This is a genomic window from Nocardioides humilatus (assembly GCF_008373755.1).
Classification (GTDB): domain Bacteria; phylum Actinomycetota; class Actinomycetes; order Propionibacteriales; family Nocardioidaceae; genus Nocardioides; species Nocardioides humilatus.
The window spans coordinates 50192-67704 of record NZ_VUJV01000007.1 but is presented as its reverse complement, the minus strand read 5'-3'; the positions used below and the strand labels follow the sequence as shown (position 1 = coordinate 67704).

Here is a 17513-nt window from a genome sequence, read left to right as displayed (position 1 = left end):
GGGTCACAGTAGCGTTCGGAGCGGCTTGAGGAAGGCCTCGGTGAACTTGCGGTGGAGGTCGCGCGCCTCCCACTCGCCGCTGGTCAGCTCGAGGCAGTTGGACTGGTCGACGAGGAAGATCTCCTCGAGCTCCTTGGCCAGCGTCTCGTCGATCGCCTCGAGGTTGATCTCGTAGTTGCCCTGAAGGCTGAGCCGGTCGATGTTGGCCGTGCCGACCGTGCACCAGGTGCTGTCGACGGTCGCCGTCTTGGAGTGGACCATCGCGTCACGGAACCGGAGGATCCGCACGCCGGCGTCGAGCAGCTGGCTGAAGTAGCCGCGAGAGATCCAGTCGGCCACGATGTGGTTGGACTTCAACGGGAGGAGCAGCCGGACGTCGACCCCCCGCCGCGCGGCGTCCTTGAGGGCGTCGACGAAGTCCTGGTCGGGCATGAAGTAGGCCTGGGTCAACCAGATGTTGCGGCTCGCGCGGTTGATGGCCTCGAGGTACATGCCGCGGATCGGGAAGACCCACAGCCGCGGCACGTTGCGCTGGATCCGGATCTGGGGCTCCCAGGTCGACGCGGTCTCCAGGAGGAGCGGCCGCTCGGAGCTGCGGATCCGGCGGCGACGGTTGAGGTTCCAGAAGTCGGCGAACGCGCGTTTGAGGTCCCACACGGCCGGCCCGGTCACCCGGACGTGCGTGTCGCGCCACTCGGTCTCGTAGGCCGACCCGATGTTGTAGCCGCCGATGAAGCCGGTGTGGTCGTCGACGACGAGGATCTTGCGGTGGTCGCGGCCGTAGCGGCGCAGGTCGAAGAAACGCCATCCGGCCGAATAGACCGGGTAGGGCAGCACCTTCATCGAGGACGGGAACCGCTTGAAGGTCGGCGACACCACCAGGTTGGCGAAGCTGTCGTAGATGCAGTAGACCTCGACGCCCCGGTCGGCGGCCGCGGCGAGAGCGCGCTTGAACCGCTCCCCCATCGCGTCGCCCTTCCAGATGTAGGTCTCGAAGAGGATCTGGCGCTGGGCGCCGTCGATCGCGGCGATCATGTCGTCGTAGAGGTCGCGACCGTAGGTGTAGGTCGTTACCTCGCCCTCGCCGACCGCGACCGTCTCAGGGGCGCGCGTCGGGAACGGCTTCGGCTTCTTGCCGCGACGCCGGTAGGAGTCGACGAGCGACATCACGACCGCCAGGCCCACCTGGACCCCGAGGATCGTCAGCAGCGTGCGACGGAGGGTCCGGGACAGGTCCCACCCACCACGCTGCTCGTCCTGTCCCACGGCAGTCAATCTAGTCGGACCCCTGCGCCGCGTTTCCGCGACCCGCTGCTCACGACGACGGCGGCACCGAGACGATGTTGATGTCGTCGATCTTCCAGTCGTCGCCGTCGCGGACCATCTTCAGCGTCGTCCACTGGTCCTCGACCGCCGACTTCTTGCCGTTGGCCTTGAGGACCTGGCGGACGAAGGCCAGCACCGTGGCGGAGTCGTCGTCGACGGTGTTGTAGGCCGACGAGACGACCTCGCCCTGCGCGGAGGCCTTCGACGCCTTGATGATCTTCTTCAGCTTCGGGATCTGCTGCGCGTAGCGCTTCCGCAGCTCGTCGCTCGTGAAGTTGTCGAGCCAGCTGTATTCGTCGTCGATGCTCTTGTAGTCGTAGGACAACATGTCCAGCAGCATCGCCTCAGCCGCGTCGCGTGCCTCCGGGCCGGCCGCATAGGTCGCGACCTTCTCGTTGGCATCCTTGAGGTCGTCCTCGGCGCTGTTCTTCTTCGAGACCAGCCACACCGAGGAGACCGCGCCCACCAGCACGATGACGACCAGCACGAGGATCGCGAGCTGGTAGCGCCGCTCCACGCTGTTGTCCGGCGACTCCCCCTTCTGCACCACCGTCATCGGACCGGGCCAGGGGCGTGGGCAGCGCCGCGCTGCAGTCGCGCGAACGACGGGGCGCAGTGGGCGTCCTTGTTGAACGCGTAGCGCTCCGGGTCCCACGGGACGTGCCGCGGGGTGCCGTAGTCACACCTCGCCGTCCGCACCGGGATGGCCTCGATGTTGAGGGCACCGTCGTGGACGGCTGCGACCAGCACTCCCAGGCCCTTCGGGTATTCCTGGAGGAGCGCCCGCAGGTGGGGCTCGAAGGACATCACGAGGTCAGTAAAGCTCACGCCCGCGTCGAGGAATCCGGGCAGCACCTCGTCGGCATCCTGGATGAGCGCCTTCAGGTCCTCGATCTGACCGGGCGTGCGCTCGAGCACCTGCTGCCACTCCGGGTCGTAGTCACGGAGGAAGGCGGCGAACTGCTTGGCCTTCACCCCCAGGTTGCGGAGCTCACCGGCGTTGTCGCTGATGATCGGCAGCACCGTGCCCGCGTTGTCGATCACGCGGTTGGTCTCGGGCCACACCTCGTCCAGCGTCGCGAGCAGGTCCGTGCCCTGGTCGAGGATCCGGCCGATGTCGTCGCCCGTGCCGGCCAGCGCCGTGCTCAGCTCACCGAGCACGAGCTTCAGCTTCTTGTCGTCGATCTGCCGCAGCACCTTGTTGATTGCGACGACCGTGGAGCTCAGGCTCTCCGGGAGGTCGGTCGACTCTGCCGGGATGACGTCGCCGTTCTCGAGGAACGGTGCCTTGGACGTCCGCGGCTGGAAGTCGAGGTACTGCTCGCCGACGGGCGACAGGCTCCGCACGCGCGCGAGTGAGTCCTTCGGGATGTCGGTGCCCGAGCTGAGCCGGACGGTCGCGACGACACCCTCGTCGGTCGGCACGATCTCGGTGACCTTGCCGACCTTGATGCCGCGGTAGGTGGCGACCGAGCCCTCGAACAGGCCACCGGTCTGCTGGAGCTCGACCTTGAGCGTGATCGGCCGCGAGGTGAGCGGCTGGTCGAGCACAGCGGCGAACAGGTAGGCGATCGCGACCAGGAAGACGAGGACAACGCCCACAGCGCTCAGGTAGAGCCGATCGGTGAGGATGCTACGAACACTCGGCATGTCAGTTCCCTCCCCCGAGCAGCCCGTTGAGCAGGCCCCCGAGCGACAGCGGATCGTTGTCAGCAGTGCCCGTTCCACCGGACTGACCGGTGGGGCTCCCTGAGGTCAGTCCCGGGGTCTTGGGCAGGTTTCCGACCACGCCCCCCAGGACCCCGCCCAACAGGTCGCCGAGTCCGAGCTGGTCGAGCACGTCGCCGATCGGCGCGGTGATGCCCAGCAGGTCGAGCAACGGCTGCAGGACGGCCAGGTTGCCCGCCTGGATGCCGTCGAGGTGCAGGTAGATGTCGAGGTTGGCGTAGTCGCTCGATGCCACCGACTTCAGCGCGGCGCCCGCGTCGGTGAGCCGTTGGAGCATCTCGTTGAACCGGCCCTTGTTGGACGCGAGCTCGGCCAGCACCGGCTCCGCCTCGCTGAGCAGGTTGAGAAGCTGGGTGCGGGTCGCCGTCACGGTCTGGTTGGCGGCACCGGAGAACCGTTCGACCGACTTCAGCAGCTTCGTGAGACCCGGTGTCGCGCGCCGCAGGACGGCAGCGGCCGGACGGATCTCCTTCATCGCCCGGTTGATGACGTCCTCGCGCTTGCCGAGGGTGCCCGACAGCGAGTCGAGCGAGTTGAGCACGGCGTCGATGCTGGACGAGGTCGCGTTGGCCTGGGTGAGGAACGTCGCCGCCTGGTTGAGCAGGAGGCGGATGTCGTCCTCGTTGCCGCCCATCGCGGTGTTGAGCTCCTCGGTGATCGTCTGGAGCTGGGCCAGACCACCACCGTTGATGAGCAGCGAAGCCTCGGACAGAGCGTCCTCGACCGTCGGTGCCGTCTCGGTCTGCTTGAGGTCGAGGACCGCGCCGTCGGCCAGGTCAGCGCCGTCGTTGGGGTTGCTGACGTCGACGAACAGCTCACCGAGGGGCGTGGTGTAGCGCAGGCGAGCCGTCGCACCTTGGTGGATCTTCGCGTCCTTGCGGACCGTCATCGTGACGACGGCGGTGTAGTCGTCGATGTCGATCGACTTCACCTTGCCGCTGTCGACGCCGTTGACCTTGACCGGTGCGCCCTCGGCGAGGTTGAGCGCCTCGGCGAAGCGGGCCTTGATCTCGATCGTGTCGCCCGACACGCCCGTGCCCGGGATCGGCAGGTCACGCATCGTGGTCGAGCAGCCGGTGCCGGCCAGCAGCACGCCCACTGTCGCCAGGCTGGCTGCTGCGGCTCGCAGGGTGCGGGTCTTCATCAGTTGCCCCCCAGCGGGTCGGTGCCGATCAGCTGGCAGATCGCCGGCGGCAGCTGGTCACAGATTTGGTTCAGGACTCCGCCGAGCGGCAGCAGCGCGATCGGGTCGGCGGTGACCGCGACCCGGTCGCCCCGGCGAGCACGCTGCAGGTTCTGCAGCGCGAGCGGCATCACTCGCAGGATCTCGGTCAGCTGGTCCTGCTTGGCCATGATCGTCTTGACCACCTTCGTCGAACCGCCCAGCGCCTCGACGATCTGCTGGCGGTTGTCGACGGCGAACTCAGCGACCACCGTCACGGCGTCGTTGAGCGCACGCAGGGCCGAGCGGAAGTTCTCCCGCTCGTCGGCGAGCAGGTCGGATGCCTCCGACACCTGGTGGATGAAGGTGCGTGCCGTCGACTCGTTCTGCGAGATCGCCGCCAGCAGCACGTCGAGCGACTTCAGCGTCGAGGCCACGTTGTCGCGCTGGGAGTGGAGTCCGTTGACCCCTTCCTGAAGCGCGTGGATCGTCTGGTTGACCAGCGGTCCGTTGCCCTCGAGTGCGCCCGCTCCCTTGTTGATGAAGTTGGCGATCGCGTCCTTCGCGGTCTTCGAACCGGCGATGCCGGTCGAGAACTCGTTGAGGGCGGCGAGCAGCTGGTCGAAGTCGACGGGGGTACGGGTCTGCGCGATCGGGATCTCGGCCCCGTCCTCGAGCTTCGGACCCTTCTTGTAGACCGGCGTCAGCTCGACGTAACGGTCGGTCGCGACGGACCGGGCGACGACAACAGCGCCGGCATCGGCCGGGACGTCGTAGTCGTCGTCGATCTCCATGGTGACCTTGACCTGCTCACCGTCGGGCTCGATCGAGGTGATCTTCCCGACAACGACGCCGAGGATGCCGACGTCGTTGCCGACGAACAGACCTGCCGAGTCCTCGAAGTAGGCGGTGACCTCCATCTTGCCGCCGCCCAGGCCGCCCGGGAGCGCGCTGCACGACGTGGTGAGCAGCACCACGACCGCGAGCATGACCATGCCGAGCAGGCGGGCGGGCGCGCTGCGGCGCGGGGGCACATCGTTGACGACCCGCACGGTCATCCCCTTCGTCTGCCTCTTCACCTGGGTCGTCATCAGCAGTTACCTCGCGTGTGGCAGAAGACGTCATCGCCCGGGACACCCGGATCATGGAGGAACAGGTCGACCCACGGGCCGTTGCCCGCTGCGTTGGCGACGTAGCGAACGGCCGGTGCCATCACGTCGAGCACGCGCTGCAGCTCGTCGTCTTGCTGGTTGAGGAAGTCGATCACGTCGTTGAGGTCGCGAAGCGCCGGCTCCAGCTTGCCCTTGGTCGAGTTGACGATCTCCTCGAGAGCGCGGGACAGGTCGGTCGTCTCCACCAGCAACGTGTGGATCGCCTGCCGACGAGCGGTGACCTCGGTGACGACCACGTTGGTCTGCTTCATCAGCCCGACGATGTCGTCGCTGCTGGCCGCCAGCTGGTCGGTGACGCTCCGCGCCGCCGTCAGCAGCTCACCGGTCTGGCCGGATCGGGTGGCGATCACGTCGGAGAGCCGGGCGACGCCTTCGAGCGCCGGTCGGATCTGGTCCTGAGACGCGCCGAGGGTGCCGGCCATCTGGGTCAGCGCCTGCGCCAGGAGGTCGGGGTCGAGCTCCTCGAGCGCACCGGCCCCGCTCTCCAGGACGTCTTGGAGGTTGTAGGGCACCGAGGTCCGGTCGAGGGGGATCCGGTCGTCGGCGAGCTCGCCGCCACCGCTCGGGTCGACCTCGAGGTAGTGCGTGCCCAGGAGCGTCGCGACCTTGACGGTCGCCTCGGTGGTCGAACCGAGGTCGATGTCGTTGTCGAGCACGAACGAGACGATGACCTTGTCGCCGTCGAGCTCGATGCCGGTCACCTTGCCGTTCGGCACCCCGTGCACCTTGACGTCCTCACCCGAGCGGAGGCCGCCGGTGTGCTCGAGTACCGCGGTGTAGGACTTCTTGCCGAAGTTCGACACGCTGAGGATCACGACGAGCGCGACGACGAGGCCGAGAGCCCCGACCGCCACCAGGCCGATCTTGTAGGGATCACGTTGGGTGATCGGCTTCATCGACACACCTCCGACCAGGGGCCGTTGTTGCCGGCCGGGTTGACCGCGAGGTCGCCGATGGCGATCGCGAACGAACAGGCGTAGACGTTGAGCGCGTTCTCGTAGGAACCCGCTCGACCGAGCGTCTCGAAGATGTCTCCGAAGGCGCCGAGCGCGTCGTCCAGGTCCCCGCGGGAGTTGGCCAACATGTCGGCGACCGTCGCGAGACGGTCGGTCGTGCGCGTCATCGGCACCTTCACCTGCTTGAGCAGTGAGCTCGTGGCTCCGACCAGCTGGCTGATCCCGTCGATCGAGGAGCCGATCGACTTGCGGTCCTTCGCGAGGCCGGTCATCAACCTCTCCAGCTCGACGACGGTCCCGCGCAGCTCGTCACCCTGGCCGGCCAGGTTCTGCAGCACCGGGGTCAGGTTGGTCATCACGTTGCCGATGAGGTCGTCGCGGTCGGCGACGAAGTTGGTCAGCTCCGCGGTCTGCTGGAGCAGGCCCTCGATCGTGCCGCCCTCGCCCTGGAGGACCTTCACCATCGAGGTCGCGAGCTTGTTGACGTCGGCCGGCTGCAGGATCTCGAAGAGCGGCCGGAAGCCGTTGAGCAGCTCGGTCAGGTCGAAGCCGGCACTGGTGCGCCACCGGTCGTTGCGCGGACCGAAATCGACGAACTCCGGGATCTTGGCGCCGTCCTTGAGCTCGTCGCCCCGGACGCCCTCCTGCCGGAGCTGGAGGTAACGCTGCCCCAGGAGGTTCTGGTAGCGCATGATCACCTTGGTGGTGTCGTAGATCTTCTGCTCCGACACGAGAACGAAGTCGACCTCCGCGCCTTCCTTGGTCGCCTCGATGCCGGTCACCTGACCGACGCGGACGCCCGCGGCCTTGACGTCGTCGCCGACCCGCAGGCCGCTGACGTCGGCGAACTCCGCCTTGAAGCTGTGCTTGTCGCCCGAGACGCCGTTCTGCATGGTGTTGATCAGCAGGGCCAGCAACACGATGCTGGCCACGGCGAACGCCGCGACCTTGGCGGCGACTGTCTTGATGCCGGTCACTGAGTCCCTCCGACCATGGAACCGAAGCTGGTGCGGTAGGAGGGGCGGTCGCCGCTCCCGTAATAGGCCGGCAGGTCGGTGTTGAGCGTGATGTCGGAGTGGACGAACCCGTGCCTCACCGTCGTGGGCAGCAGCTTGCCCAGGGCCAGGTTGACGCTGATCGCGTCGGTGATGCCGACGCGCCGGTTGTCGTAGAGCACGTCGACGAAGCCGCCCGTGCCGTTGATCCACCGCACCAGACGCTGCTGGTTGCGCGACAGGAACTCGTTGGCGACGTCGGCCAGGTCGGTGCCGCCCGCGATGAGCGAGGTCAGCGACGCCTCCTGCCGGACCAGGCTGTTGAGGAACACCAGGCTGTCGTCGGTGGCGTCGAGCAGGTCAGGCGCCACGTCGTCCAGCACGTCGAGGCTCGTCGCGAGGTCGTCGAGGTCGGCGCGCACCGCGGGCATCCGCGGGTTGAGCCGAGCCAGGTAGGAGTTGAGCGTGTTGGTCGTCGCCGCGAGCTGGGCGCCTCGGCCCTGCAGGGCCTGCGACGCCGAACCGATCGCCGAGGCGAGCTCGGCCGGGCCGAGCGCCTTCACGAGACGGTCGATGTCGTCGAGCGCCTGCTGGAACTCGAGCGTCTCCTGAGTGCTGTCGGCCTTGATGTCAGCACCCGCCTTCAGCTTCTCCTTCGACGGGGTGCCGTGCACGACGAGGTCGACGAAGGTGGTGCCGAAGACCGTGGCCGGCAGGATCCGCGCGACCACGTTGGCAGGCACGTGGTCCATGTCGTCTGCCGACATCTCCATGTCGACGAGCACACCGCCGGACTTGTCACGCTCGATCGAGCTGACCTTGCCCACGATGACGCCGCCGAGCTTGACGTCCGAACCCTTGCGCAGTGCGCCGCCGGCGTCGGCGACGACCGCCGAGACGTGCGGCTTGGAGCCGAACGTGCCGTTGGTGCGCAACGAGATGAGCACAGCGATGACAGCCAACGCCACCAGCACGATCACGCCGCGCCTGGCGAGGGTGTGACGAGGAAGTTCTCTAGACATCTGCCATCACCCCGAGATCCTGAAGCCGGGGTCGCCGCCCCAGAAGACAAGAGTCATGACCATGTCGAGGATGACGATGGACACGATGCTGGCGCGGATCGCCGTACCGGTGGCTTCACCCACCGACGCCGGTCCGCCGGACACCTTCATGCCGTACCACGTATGGATCAGGGCGATCGCGAGCGCGAAGATGAGGATCTTGATCACGGACAAGAAGACGTCTCGACCTTGGATGAACGTCGAGAAGTAGTGGTCGTACTGCCCCGGTGACTGCCCGAAGAGCACCACGACCGAGACCTGCGAGGCGGCGTAGCTGCCGATCAGACCGACCAGGTAAAGCGGCAGGATCGCGAGCATGCAGGCGATCACGCGGGTGGTCACGACGTAGCGCATCGGGTTGACGGCCATGACCTCGAGGGCGTCGATCTCCTCGTAGATCTTCATCGAGCCGATCTGGGCCGTGAACCGGCAGCCGACCTGCGCTCCGAGCGCGAGGGCAGCGATGAGCGGAGCGAGCTCACGGGTGTTGGCGCTGGCGGAGATGAAGCCGGTGAGCGGCGCCAGACCGACGATCTCGAGGCCGTTGAAGCCCTCGATGCCGATCGACGTGCCGGCAGCGACCGACAACAGGGCCATGATCCCCACGGTGCCGCCACCGACGAGGAGCGCGCCACTGCCCCAGGCGATGTCCTTGAGCTGCCGGAGCATCTCCTTGGGATAGAGCGCCAGCGTCGAGGGGATGTTCTTGAAGACATCCAGGGAGAACGACGCGAAGTAGCCGACCACCGCGAGGGTCTTCATCACCGAGTCGGCGACGCCGACCAGGCTGTCAGAGACTCGTGCGCCGGCTCCTCGCGCGCTTGGTTGGACACTAGCCATGGCTTAGGCCACCCCCTGAGGAACGAGCATCACGTAGGCCTGGGTGATCCCGACGTTGACCACGGCGAGCAGGATCACGCTCAGGACGACGGCCTGGTTGACGGCGTCAGCGACCGCCTTCGGGCCGCCTCTGGCCTGGAGGCCCTTGTGGGCCGCGACGATGACCGCGATGAAGCCGAAGATCAATGCCTTGAGCTCGGCTAGGTAGAGGTCCGTGGGTTGAGCGAGTCCGACGAACGAGTCGAGATAGGTGCCCGACGAGATCTGCCCGGTTCCGACGACCAGCGCGAACGCTGTGGTCATCGCGGTCATCGCGACGATCACGGTGAGGAGCATCGCGACCATCAGCGCGGCCAGCACGCGCGGGGCGACCAGGCGCTGCGTCGGGGAGATGCCCATGACCATGAGCGCGTCGGTCTCCTCACGGACCGTCCGCGCACCGAGGTCGGAGCAGATAGCCGAACCGACGGCGCCGGCGATCATCAGTGAGGTGACCAGCGGCGCGCCCTGACGGAGCACGCCGATGCCATTGACCGCGCCGATGAACGACTGGGCACCGATCTGGTTGGCCGCCGCGCCGATCTGGACCGACGTGATGACGCCGAACGGGATCGACACCAGGATCGTGGGGAGCAGCGAGACCCGCGTCATGAACCAGGCCTGGAGGAGGAACTCCGTCCAGGAGAAGCGCCGCGCGACGATGTCGGTCGCGATGAACTTCGTCGATTCCACCGACAGGACCACGAGCTGTCCGGTGGTCTCGATACCGGTCTTCGCTCGTTTGACGAGGTTGTCGAAGATCGACCGTCCGCCGAGGACTACTGCCGTCATCGCGGTCCCTTCTCATTCATTGTGCGGTCGTACGAAGGTCGGGAGCTGAACTTCGCAGCAGGGGTCATCCAGCCACCGCCGTGGGGATGTCGAACGCGCCAGCGAGCCGGAGCGCCGCTGCCTTGTCACCACGGACCCGGAGGTGGCCGCGGAGCACGCCGGTGATCGGGCTGAGGTGCCCGGTGACCAGCATCAGGAAGTCGAGGGAGGAGCAGGTCACCGTCGCATTGCGCCCAGCGCGGCCCACGGCGTCAGCGGCGGCACCGGTCAGCACGGCCGCCGCTCCGCGGTCGAGACGTACGACGAACCGGTCGACGCCGCCATCGGGTCGGCCGGCCACGCGGAACGCCACGGTGATGCGGAGGTCGCTCGCCTTGCGCGCATTCACGAAGGCAGGCAGCCGACGAAGGATCTCGATGAGGACGACGTCGCGCAGGGGCGTGCCGAGCGCGTGGTGGATCTCGGCGTCAGAGGCGTCGGCGACGGCTGCGAGGAGCTCGGAGGTCTCGGCGCCGGCCAGCAGGTCGGCCGCCTCGTCGGTGGTCGACAGGGACAGCAGAGCAAGCGTCACCGCTCCCATGCGCCACCCCTGTCGCTGGATCACCCGCCCCAGGCGTTTGCCTGTTGCTCGGTGTAACAGATATCACGAGAAAACGTCACACGTGGGGAAAGTGTCCACGAAGAGACGTGCGTTGACCACGCCTCGGACGTCTCAATCCGGCAGCGCCGAGAAGCAGTATCACCCGCCCCCGATGGGGCTTCCACGGCTCCAGGAGCGCTGCGAGCTCGACGTCGTCGATCTCTCGTCCGACCAACGCCCAACCCGTGTCCTTGGCTACGTGGAAGTCGCCGAAGGAGACGGCATCGGCGTCCCCCAGCGCCCGCTGGCGGACCTCGGCGCTCGTCCAGGTCCCGACGCCGGGCAGGCTCCGCAGTGCGCGGTCGAGCGCCTCCGACCCGGCAGAGCGCTCGATGAGGCGCTCGAATGCAGGGGCGTGCCGCGCGGCCGTGACCAGGGCACGCGAGCGCGCCGGGTCGACGTGGAGACCGAGCCACTCCCACGACGGCACCTGGGCCACGACCTCGGCGCCGGGCTGGACCCAGAGCCCCAGCTCCTTGCCCGGCCCAGGGGCCGGGTCGCCGTACTTGCGGGTGAGCGCGCGGAAGCCGGCGAAGGCCTCCTTGCCGGTGACCTTCTGCTCGATGATGGCCGGCACCAGCGCCTCGAGAGGTCGGCCGGTGCGGCCGATCCGCACGTGAGGGTGGCGCCGTTGCGCCTCGGCCACCACCGGGTGGCGCGGCTCGAACCCGGTCCAGTCGTCGGCCGCTCCGAGGAGATCGGGGAGCTGGTCCAACGCCCAGCGGGCCCCTGGGCCCCACGCCTCGGCCCGCACCTCCCCCGCAGCGTCGCGGGATTCGACGGCCAGGGTGACCGGACCCTCAGGGGTGCGGCTCGCCCGCCAGTGCGGACCCCGCTCCCCCGGCGGCGCCAGCCGCAGCGTCGGGTCGCCGCCTCCGCGCCGGTGCTGCGCGAGCGTCGAACGGACCGCACACGGCCAGTCGGGGCGCCACACCCGCGTCGCGTCCGAGCCGTCCACGAGCAGAAACACTAAGGTGTGTCACCGACACGAAAGTCATTCGTTGCAACACGAGAAGACATCCCGGGAGGAGGCAGACGTGACCGCAGCCCACGAACCGCGCCGAGCGCGCCTCGACCAGGAGGCCGTGCTGCAGGCCGCAGAGACGCTCGTCGACCGCGACGGCTACGACGCGCTCACCATGACGCTGCTCGCTGCCGAGCTCGACACTCGGGTCTCGTCGCTCTACAACCACGTCGCCAACCTCGAGGATCTCCGGGCCTCGATCCAGGTCCGCGCGATGCGCCTGCTCGGCGACCACGTCCGCCGCGCGGCCATGGGCCACGCCGGCGCCGACGGCCTCCGTGTCCTCAGCCACGAGCTGCGCGCCTTCGCCCGCGCGATGCCCGAGCGCTACGCCGCCATCACCCGGCCGCCGATCGACCGCGACGCGTTCTTCGCGGCCGCCCTCGAGACGCTCGAGGCGCTGGCGGTCATGGTCCGGTCGGCTGGTCTGGCCGAGGAGCAGGTGCTCACCACCGGCATGGCCGTCTTCGCAGCCCTCCACGGCTTCGTGTCGCTCGAGGCCGCCGGCTACTTCGGCGACATCGAGGAGGACCTCGACGGCGTCTACGACATGGTCATCCGCGGCGCCGTGACGGCTGCCGTGCTCGAAGTGACCCACTGACGGCTCGGTTCGACAGCATCGGCTGGGGGCGGTCGCCGCTAGCGTCGGACGCGTGCTGCTCCACGAGGTCGTCGAGGTGTCGTCCCGCGTCGCCGCCACCCGGTCACGCAACCTGAAGGCCGGCGAGATCGCCGGCCTGCTGGCGCGCACCGAGCCCGAGCAGCGCGAGCTCGTCGCGCGCTACCTCAGCGGCAGCCTGCGGCAGCGCCGCACCGGCCTCGGCTGGCGCGGCCTGCAGACGATGCCCGACCCCGCCGAGACGCCCACGTTGGCGGTCGACGAGGTCGACCGCGCGTTCGACCACCTCGCCTCGCTCTCCGGCGCAGGCTCGGTCGCTGCGCGGGCCACCGCCGTCGCAGCGCTCTTCGGGAGCGCCACCGCAGAGGAGCAGCAGTGGCTGCGCGCCGTGGCTCTCGGCAACGTCCGCCAGGGCGCTTTGGAGGCCGTGATGACCGAGGGTGTCGCCCAGGCGGCAGGAGTCCCCGTCGCCGACGTCCGGCGAGCCGCGATGCTGGCCGGTGGCGCCACCTACGTCGTCGACGCCGCGTTCGCCGGCACTGAGGCCCTGGCTGCGATCGGACTGAGCGTCGGGCGGCCGATCCAGCCGATGCTCGCATCCTCGGCGCCCGACCTCGACGCGGCGATCGAGAAGCTGGGCTCAGCCCCTGCGGGATTCGCGGTCGACGCCAAGCTCGACGGCATCCGGATCCAGGTGCATCGCAGCGGCGACGACGTGGTGATCGCGACCCGCAGCCTCGACGACATCACCGCCCGACTGCCCGAGGTCGTCGAGGTCGTCCGGGCCCTGCCAGCGACCGACCTCGTGCTCGACGGCGAGGCGATCGCGCTCGACGACCGCGGTCGCCCACGGCCGTTCCAGGAGACGGCCTCCCGCACGGCATCGGCGTTCACGGGCGAGGCCCGCGTGACGCCGTACTTCTTCGACGTCCTCCACCTCGACGGCCGCGACCTCCTCGACCTCCCCGCCACCGAACGCTGGGCGGCGCTGGAGGCACTCGTCCCCGAGCCGCACCGGGTGGCGCGGTGGCGCGGCGACGACCCAGCCAGCGCGCGTGCCTTCTCCCGGCAGGTGCTCGCCGACGGCCACGAGGGTGTCGTCGTGAAGGCGGCCGGTGCTTCCTACGCCGCCGGCCGCCGCGGCGCCTCCTGGATCAAGGTCAAGCCGGTCCACACCCTCGACCTCGTCGTGCTCGCCGTCGAGTGGGGCTCCGGTCGCCGCCGCGGCACCCTCTCCAACATCCACCTCGGCGCCCGCGACGACGCCGACCCGGAGAAGTTCGTGATGCTGGGCAAGACCTTCAAGGGCATGACCGACGAGATGCTCGCCTGGCAGACCCAACGGTTCACCGAGCTCAAGACCACCGAGGACGACTGGGTCGTGCACGTGCGCCCCGAGCAGGTGGTCGAGATCGCCTTCGACGCGGTGCAGCGGTCGAGGCGCTACCCCGGCGGCGTCGCGCTGAGGTTCGCCCGGGTCCTCCGCTATCGCGACGACAAGCGCCCGGCCGAGGTCGACACCATCTCGACCGTTCAGTCCTACCTCGAATGAGCGTCGGAGCAGTCAATCTCGTCACAGTCGTGTCACACCGAGTTGCACATCGCGTACAGTTTCGAACATGGCGACCCGGGCCCCGCAGATCGACGGACGTCGAAAGGCGGCTGCAGCGCGCCGTCGTGCGCGCAAGGAACAGATCATCGCCGCCACTCGCGAGCTCTTCGACTCCCGGGGTGTGCGCGACGTGCAGATCGAGGAGATCGCGACCGCCGTCGGGATCAACCGGGCGATCGTCTACCGGCACTTCACCGGCAAGGAAGAGCTCTTCGCGATGACGCTCGTCGGCTACCTCGACGAGCTCCACGCCTCGATGCGCACCGCAGCCGACTCCTCCCCCGACGCCAAGGCCCAGTTGGCCGCCGTCGTCGGAGCCTTCTTCGACTACGGCGTCGCCCACCCGGCGTTCGTCGACTGCGCCCTGTCGCTGATGGTGCGCCCGGGCGACGAGCTGCTCGACGACATCTCTGAGGGCGCGCTCTTCCGGCTCGGGCGAGGCATCACGTCCTGCATGGCGATCCTGACCGAGGTGCTGACCGGCGGCATCAGCGCCGGCGCCTTCACGGTGACCGGCGACCCCGCCATCGTCGCCAACACGATGTATGCCAGCGGCCTCGGCGCCCTCCAGCTGGCCCGGCTCGGGATCCTGGTCACCGAGACCTCCCCCGGTGTCCCCACGGTCGCCGAGCTCTCCGCCGACCAGGTGCGCAACTACGTGGTCTCCTCGGCCCTGGCGCTCGTCACCGCCTAAGGCGAAAGGGCCGCCCCGGATCTCTCCGGGACGGCCCTTCACAACGTATGACGTCAGGCCGTCAGGCCTCCATGATCGCCACGACGCCCTGGCCGCCGGCGGCGCAGACCGAGATCAGCGCGCGGCTGCCCTTGCCCTTCGCGGCGAGGAGCTTGGCGGTGTTGGCGACGATGCGGCCACCGGTCGCGGAGAACGGGTGACCCGCGGCGAGCGAGGAGCCCTTGACGTTGAGCTTGCTGCGGTCGATCGAGCCCAGCGGCGCGTCGAGGCCGAGGCGCTCCTTGCAGAACACCGGGCTCTCCCACGCAGCGAGCGTCGAGAGGACCTGCGAGGCGAAGGCCTCGTGGATCTCGTAGTAGTCGAAGTCCTGCAGGGTCAGGCCGTGGCGCGCGAGCATCCGCGGGACGGCGTAGGCCGGAGCCATGAGCAGGCCCTCGTGACCGTTGACGAAGTCGACGGCGGCGACCTCGGAGTCGACGAAGTAGGCCAGCGGGGTGAGCCCGTGCGCCTCAGCCCACTCGTCGGAGGCGAGCAGCACCGCGGAGGCGCCGTCGGTCAACGGGGTGGAGTTGGCGGCGGTCATCGTCGCGGCCTCGCCCTTGCCGAAGACCGGCTTGAGCGTGGCGAGCTTCTCCAGCGAGGAGTCTCCGCGCAGGTTGTTGTCGCGCTCGAGCCCACGGAAGGGCGAGATCAGGTCGTCCTGCCAGCCCTCGTCGTAGGACTTCGCGAGGTTGTGGTGCGAGTTGACCGCGAGCTCGTCCTGCGCCTCGCGGGCGATCTGCCACTCGAGCGCGGTCAGGGCCTGGTGCTCACCCATCGACAGCTTGGTGCGCGGCTCGCCGTTGGACGGGATCGCGAGCGAGATGTCACCGGGGCGGATGGTCGCGAGGATCGCAAGCCGGTCCTTGGCGATCTTGGCGCTGTTGAGCTGGATCAGCTTCTTGCGCAGCTTCTCGCCGATCGCGATCGGCGCGTCGGACGTGGTGTCCACGCCGCCGCCGATGCCGGAGTCGAGCTGGCCGAGCTTGATCTTGTTGGCGATGTAGTTGATCGCCTGGAGCCCGGTGCCGCAGGCCTGCTGGAGGTCGACGGCGGCGGTCTCCGGGGCGAGCTTGGTGCTCAGCACCGACTCACGCACCAGGTTGAAGTCGCGGCTGTGCTTGAGCACCGCGCCACCAGCGACCTCACCGATGCGCTCACCCTCGAGCCCGAAGCGAGCCACCAGGCCGTCGAGCGCGGCGGTGAGCATCTCCTGGTTGGAGGCGGAGGCGTAGGCCCCGTTGGAGCGGGCGAACGGGATGCGGTTACCACCGATGACGGCGGCCCGACGAACAGAATCTGCCATGTTTCCTATCCTCTTCCAACAGGCACCTCAAGAGAACCGTTTGAGGGCCAGATCACGAAATGTGGACTCAGAGTTACACATCGGGTTACATAAGGTCGAGCGGGCCCGTCCCGCGGACCCCTTCACCACGTTCGTCAGCACCACGACCTCAGCTTCGGAGGCTTTGCACCATCATGAGCGACAAGTACCAGGGCTTCGCCTCGTCCCCGATCGGCAAGTTGCTGGTCAAGAACCTCGGACTCCCCAACCCGACCAAGCTCGACCGCTATTCCGCGGGCGACCCGCTGGTCAAGGGCACCATCGTCACCGGCGGCAACGGCCGCCTCGGCGAGTCGCTGCCCGGCCTGCTCGACACGCTCGGCATCGCGTCCACCACGACGCAGGCCGACGGCGAGAAGTACAAGGGCCTGGTCTTCGATGCCACGGGCATCACCACGGTCGAGGGGCTCGGCGACCTCCAGGAGTTCTTCACGCCCCTGATGCGCAGCCTCTCTAACTGCGCGCGCATCGTCGTCATTGGCACCCCGCCGGCGCAGGTCGAAGGCAGCGAGCGGATCGCGCAGCGCGCGCTCGAGGGCTTCACCCGCAGCCTCGGCAAGGAGGTCGGCAAGGGCGGCACCGTCCAGCTCGTCTACGTCGCCGAGGGCTACGAGGGCTCGGTCGTCTCGACGCTCGGCTTCCTCCTGAGCCCGAAGTCCGCCTACGTCTCGGGCCAGGTCGTCCGGATCGGCGCCCACAAGGAGAAGAAGGCCACCGACGTGGCCGACTGGACCCAGCCGCTGGCCGGCAAGGTCGCCTTCGTGACCGGCGCCAGCCGCGGCATCGGCGAGGAGATCGCCCGGGTGCTGCACCGCGACGGCGCCACCGTGGTGGGCCTCGACGTGCCGCAGGCGGCCGACGACCTCCAGAAGGTCATGAAGGAGATCGACGGTGACTGGCTCACTCTCGACATCACCTCCTCCGACGCCGCGCAGCGCATCGCGCACCACCTCAAGGAGAAGCACGGCGGCGTCGACATCGTCGTGCACAACGCCGGTGTGACCATGGACAAGAAGCTGGCCAACCAGTCGCCCGAGCGCTTCGGCAAGGTCTTGCAGATCAACCTCGAGGCGCCGGAGAAGATCACCGCCGAGCTCCTCGCCCAGAAGGTCGTCAACGCCAACGGTCGCATCATCGGCGTCGCGTCGATCGCCGGCATCGCGGGCAACCTCGGCCAGACGAGCTACGCCGCCTCCAAGGCCGGCGTCATCGGCTTCGTCGACTCGCTGAGCGACGCGCTCAAGGACGGCATCACGATCAACGCCGTCGCGCCCGGCTTCATCATCACCCAGATGACCGCTGCCGTGCCGTTCGCCACCCGCGAGGTCGGCCAGCGGCTCAACGCGATGTCACAGGGTGGTCTCCCGGTCGACGTCGCCGAGACGATCGCCTGGTACGCCTCCCCCGCGTCGACCGCCGTCAACGGCAACGTCGTCCGGGTCTGCGGCCAGATGATGCTGGGTGCCTGA

17 protein-coding genes are annotated in these 17513 nt (G+C 68.5%); 4 read left to right on the top strand and 13 right to left on the bottom strand.

The features are described 5' to 3' along the window. Positions 1-3: 3 nt before the first annotated feature. The 12 genes from F0U44_RS18760 to F0U44_RS18705 form a co-directional block, all read right to left on the bottom strand. Positions 4-1266 (bottom strand): phospholipase D-like domain-containing protein, encoded by a 1263-nt coding sequence (locus F0U44_RS18760; RefSeq protein WP_246160654.1) that lies wholly within the window; start codon positions 1264-1266, stop codon positions 4-6. A 49-nt stretch (positions 1267-1315) separates the two neighbouring features. Beyond that, complete coding sequence (locus F0U44_RS18755; protein ID WP_149729904.1) at positions 1316-1882, bottom strand: Rv1363c family protein; 567 nt, start codon at positions 1880-1882, stop codon at positions 1316-1318. Continuing rightward, positions 1879-2976, bottom strand: coding sequence for an MCE family protein (locus tag F0U44_RS18750; RefSeq protein WP_149729903.1), 1098 nt, complete (start codon positions 2974-2976; stop codon positions 1879-1881). Before F0U44_RS18750 ends, F0U44_RS18755 begins: the two co-directional genes overlap by 4 nt. A gap of 1 nt (position 2977) precedes the next feature. Next, on the bottom strand, positions 2978-4198 hold the full coding sequence (locus F0U44_RS18745; protein WP_149729902.1) for an MCE family protein: 1221 nt from the start codon (positions 4196-4198) through the stop codon (positions 2978-2980). After that, a complete protein-coding gene (locus tag F0U44_RS18740) occupies positions 4198-5307 on the bottom strand; it encodes an MCE family protein (RefSeq protein WP_149729901.1) in 1110 nt (369 codons plus the stop codon). Before F0U44_RS18740 ends, F0U44_RS18745 begins: the two co-directional genes overlap by 1 nt. After that, the gene (locus F0U44_RS18735; protein ID WP_149729900.1) at positions 5307-6284 is read right to left on the bottom strand and encodes an MCE family protein; all 978 of its coding nucleotides are present in this window, start codon (positions 6282-6284) and stop codon (positions 5307-5309) included. Before F0U44_RS18735 ends, F0U44_RS18740 begins: the two co-directional genes overlap by 1 nt. Next, positions 6281-7321, bottom strand: a complete 1041-nt coding sequence (locus tag F0U44_RS18730) for an MCE family protein (RefSeq protein WP_188113556.1) — start codon at positions 7319-7321, stop codon at positions 6281-6283. The genes F0U44_RS18735 and F0U44_RS18730 overlap by 4 nt, the downstream gene beginning before the upstream one ends. Continuing rightward, positions 7318-8319, bottom strand: coding sequence for an MCE family protein (locus F0U44_RS18725; protein ID WP_188113555.1), 1002 nt, complete (start codon positions 8317-8319; stop codon positions 7318-7320). Before F0U44_RS18725 ends, F0U44_RS18730 begins: the two co-directional genes overlap by 4 nt. Before the next feature lie 48 nt (positions 8320-8367). Then, the gene (locus F0U44_RS18720; protein ID WP_246160653.1) at positions 8368-9240 is read right to left on the bottom strand and encodes an MlaE family ABC transporter permease; all 873 of its coding nucleotides are present in this window, start codon (positions 9238-9240) and stop codon (positions 8368-8370) included. 3 nt (positions 9241-9243) lie between these two features. Then, the gene (locus tag F0U44_RS18715; protein WP_149729897.1) at positions 9244-10071 is read right to left on the bottom strand and encodes an MlaE family ABC transporter permease; all 828 of its coding nucleotides are present in this window, start codon (positions 10069-10071) and stop codon (positions 9244-9246) included. 64 nt (positions 10072-10135) lie between these two features. Beyond that, positions 10136-10651, bottom strand: a complete 516-nt coding sequence (locus tag F0U44_RS18710; RefSeq protein WP_149729896.1) for an SCP2 sterol-binding domain-containing protein — start codon at positions 10649-10651, stop codon at positions 10136-10138. A gap of 76 nt (positions 10652-10727) precedes the next feature. Beyond that, entirely contained in the window at positions 10728-11669 is a 942-nt protein-coding gene (locus F0U44_RS18705; RefSeq protein WP_246160651.1) for a DNA-3-methyladenine glycosylase family protein, read from the bottom strand. A gap of 79 nt (positions 11670-11748) precedes the next feature. On the opposite strand from F0U44_RS18705, the gene F0U44_RS18700 reads away from it, so the two are divergent. From F0U44_RS18700 to F0U44_RS18690, 3 genes are all read left to right on the top strand, one after another. Continuing rightward, positions 11749-12336: a TetR/AcrR family transcriptional regulator gene (locus F0U44_RS18700; protein ID WP_188113554.1), complete on the top strand. Its 588-nt coding sequence runs from the start codon at positions 11749-11751 to the stop codon at positions 12334-12336. A 52-nt stretch (positions 12337-12388) separates the two neighbouring features. After that, on the top strand, positions 12389-13906 hold the full coding sequence (locus F0U44_RS18695) for an ATP-dependent DNA ligase (protein WP_149729894.1): 1518 nt from the start codon (positions 12389-12391) through the stop codon (positions 13904-13906). A gap of 67 nt (positions 13907-13973) precedes the next feature. After that, positions 13974-14660: a TetR/AcrR family transcriptional regulator gene (locus F0U44_RS18690; protein ID WP_149729893.1), complete on the top strand. Its 687-nt coding sequence runs from the start codon at positions 13974-13976 to the stop codon at positions 14658-14660. 61 nt (positions 14661-14721) lie between these two features. Here F0U44_RS18690 and F0U44_RS18685 read toward each other — a convergent pair whose 3' ends face one another. Then, entirely contained in the window at positions 14722-16005 is a 1284-nt protein-coding gene (locus F0U44_RS18685; protein ID WP_149729892.1) for an acetyl-CoA C-acetyltransferase, read from the bottom strand. A 173-nt stretch (positions 16006-16178) separates the two neighbouring features. Between F0U44_RS18685 and F0U44_RS18680 the strand changes: the two genes are divergently transcribed. After that, on the top strand, positions 16179-17513 hold the full coding sequence (locus F0U44_RS18680) for a 3-oxoacyl-ACP reductase (RefSeq protein WP_149729891.1): 1335 nt from the start codon (positions 16179-16181) through the stop codon (positions 17511-17513).